This is a genomic window from Rodentibacter rarus (assembly GCF_001998965.1).
Lineage (GTDB): Bacteria > Pseudomonadota > Gammaproteobacteria > Enterobacterales > Pasteurellaceae > Rodentibacter > Rodentibacter rarus.
The window spans coordinates 1-3582 of the sequence record NZ_MLHJ01000059.1; the positions used below are offsets into that span (position 1 = coordinate 1).

Sequence of the window (3582 nt, forward strand, 5' to 3'; positions counted from 1 at the left end):
ACACAACACCTACGTTCGCTCCGGTGTCATCCGTGCTTGGGTCAACGGCGGCATTTTTCGGATCAGTGCCTGCGATCACTTCGTCAGCATCTATACGATTGCCAGCTTCATCACTTCCTTTCGCATTCACCGGTTCACCATCTTTTACGCTATCCGATGGGATCTCGATCTTACCGTCAATAATCGTTGCGCCGGTTCCATCGTCATCTTTAACGATCCAATTACCGCCCGCATCTTTTTCGGCAACAACAGTTTTATCATTTCTGTCTTCGTCTTTAAACGTCACTTCAACTCTGTTATTGTCCTGACCGGGTTCAACAATGACTTTTCCGTCATCATTCTGTGAGGTAATAATCGGTTTCTCTATCGTTAAATCAACATCAAAAGTTTTCTCTAAACTTGTTGCTACCGGCGTTGTATTCGGTGGACCATCGTGATGTGTTGCAACGACTTTATAACCTTCACCGTCAGATAAATCCGAAGCAGGAATCGTGATATCAACCTTGTCACCTCTTGTAAAAAGCCCTGGATATTGTGTTGTAGTCCCATCCGGTTTCGTTACAGTTACAACAACAAAATCCCCTGCTTTCGCTGATTTAGGCACGTTTACCGTCACAACTACGCCGTCTTTCTGTTCTTCAAGATTAATAAATCCATCTGCTGCTTCAGGAATATCAATAGTCATTGTAGGATTATTACCAGCATCCGCCGTGTCTTCCGCTGTATTACCTGCCTCATCTTTGGCGATTGCCGTGACGGTTGAACCGTCTTCAATCTCCGTTGCCGGAATAGTGACTTTACCTGTCGTTGGGTCAATCACGATATTATTTGTCGGTTTATCTTCTGACACCCATTCACCGCTATCATTATCCTGTTTCACGGTAAACTCTTTTTCTTCGCCATTTTCATCGGTGTATGTAATCGTTACCGGTGAATCATCTTTTGGCATTACGGTGACCGAGCCGTCCGGCTGCCCTTCCGCATCCGGTGCAAGCGGTGGGGTTTGGTCTACGGTAAATGGAACAACTTTGCTCTCCCGGCTTGATTCACCTTCCGGTGTCGTGACTTTTGCCGTCACGTTATATTCACCATCTGTTGCAATCTCTTCCTTCGGAATAAGAACGGTCGCTTTCTTCGCCGTTTCTTCCGCACCGGTGACAACGTGGGTGATTTCTTTTACACCGTTCGGTCCTGTCACTGTTAAAGTAACGGTATCCCCTTCTTTGGTGTTTTTCGGTAAGCTGACTTCTGCCGGCACTCCATTATCGGAATCCGCTTCCTCTTTATTGATAAAGCCGTCTGCCGCCTCCGGAACCGTTAATTTCGGTGCACCGTTTTCTGTTGTGTCATCGTTATCATCATTATCCGTATCACCGTCACCATCCACATCGCCCGGTACACGTGGTATGGTAGGGTTATTGCCGGCTGTGGCTTTATCTTCTGCAATGTTGCCTTTTTCATCTGTACCTTTTGCAATCACTTCCGATCCATCCTGCACTTGGTCTGCCGGAATCGTAATTTCTCCGGTGTTCGGATCAATCGTTGTAGTCGTATCATCATTATTTGTAATTGTCCAAGTACCATCGGGCTGTTTTTCTGCAACAATTGTTTTCGGTTGATCATTTTCATCTTTGAAAATTACTTCAACTTTATTGTTATCCACTCCTGGTTTCACGATAACCGAACCATTATCTGCCGGAGTAATACTCGGTTTGTCTGCTGTCGTATCAGTGTTCTTATCGCCCGAACCACCACTGCCACCACTACCCGCAGCAATTGCAATGCCTGCCGCTAACGGCACTAATGCTAATAACCACCATGGGTTAAATGCCCAGAAAGCGCTGATCTCTTCGCCACCTAACGCTTGCGGTGCAGCTGCTTCTTCTGCCAACATACTGACGGCATCAGCTTTTAAGCCTGATTCCGGCACATAAGCATAGATACCGCCATTTTCATATTTACCTACGAGCAAATTGGTTACATCTTCCGAATTTTCGTCACCGTAATAACCTTTGATCACCACATCCGGATTCATATCACCGTTTTCTAAGAAGATTTTTAAATCTTTCCCTTCACGTTTAGCAATAATATTTTGTGGAGCAAAACCGGTTTGATCGTCAATTAATTGATAATTAGATTTATCTCTCGCCTCAATCACTAATGTGTCACCTTGCTTAATTTGGTGGGAGGCAATCACTTTTTTTGCACTTAATACTTTTAATGTAGTCGACATATTTACTCCTTAAATTTATTTCGTTCCGTAAACCGTCACTTCAACACGGCGATTTGGTAAATTACATTGATTTTTTGCTGCGCCGAATAATCCACCGCAGTTCGTTACAACCGGTTCTTTTTTACCATACCCGATAGCGTGCACCGGTGCGGTGATCCCCACTTGTTGCAGTTGTTGTTTCACACTGTTCGCCCGTTTTTCCGATAATACTTGATTGTAGCTGTCTGAACCTAAGCTATCTGTATGTCCTCCCACCACAATATGAGAAACATTTAACGTTTTCACGTGTTCCATAAAGTTTTCTAATTTCGCTCTGCCGGTAGGAAGAATGTCGTTATAGCCATATTTATCAAAAGCAAATAATGCGCTGCTATCCACTGCAATGGCAGCAATCACGACAGGGGGTTGGCAATTAGTCGCATTCGGTACTCTTGATAAGGTGTGATTTTCTTTTGGTAAATTTGCAATCTCTTGCTCTGCAACCGAACGTTCTACACGCTCTAGGTAAAGTTGTCCGTTAGGTGTTTGTAAAACTTTAACATAAGCAATATCACCGACAGGTAACGTGTAGCTTGCTCCTTGAGTGCGATTACCAAATTTTTGATTTGAACTGAAAGACGTACTGAATAAATGTTTATCGGCACAAACGGCTACCGCACTATATGCATTTGGAAGTAATGACACTTGGTAATTTCCATCCACATAGATATTGGTTGCTGCGCCTTGAACTTCACTCTGACGATAAAAGACCGCCAAAGCTTGGTTTTCCCCTAGTTGGGTTTCTAATTTAGTTTGATTAAAATTGCTCCATACTTCTAATGGTTGGTTAGCATCACGTGCACAACCGCTTAGTGCGAATAGCACGCTGAGTCCTAACAATGTTTTTCTCATACAAAACCTCTTTATTTTATGACATAAATCCAATACTACTTTCCTTGTTATTTATATGGCGTGACCAATCCTCAAAGAAATTCGTATAACGATCTGATAAATTTAAGTAACTTGAGCTTAATGAAAAAAACAAAAAACCCAAGGCTAAACGTTTTAACAAGTCAAAACATTTAGCCTTGGGTTTTATGAAAGGATAGATTAAAGCTGTGCTGTGCTGTGCTGTGCTGTGCTGTGCTGTGCTGTGCTGTGCTGTGCTGTGCTGTGCTGTGCTGTGCTCGTCAGTGTATGTTTCATACTTTAAAAAGAAAAGCTTTCGTAAATTCTTTAATTAATAAAAATTAAAGCTAAGCTTTCAACTTCTCCTCTATTTAGTAAAACTTTCGGTATTATGTAGCAAATGCACAAAAATAGAAATTTTAACAGAACGTAGGGACACACTGCGTGTGTCCGTTATAAAA

2 protein-coding genes are annotated in these 3582 nt (G+C 42.6%); both read right to left on the minus strand.

Annotated features, from left to right (window positions below):
- Nucleotides 1-2233 (minus strand): hypothetical protein (locus BKK50_RS06900; RefSeq protein WP_077416628.1); only part of this gene is annotated, 2233 nt, incomplete at its 3' end.
- Nucleotides 2234-2248: 15 nt separating this feature from the next.
- On the minus strand, nt 2249-3124 hold the full coding sequence (locus BKK50_RS06905; RefSeq protein WP_077416630.1) for an OmpA family protein: 876 nt from the start codon (nt 3122-3124) through the stop codon (nt 2249-2251).
- Nucleotides 3125-3582: the final 458 nt, after the last annotated feature.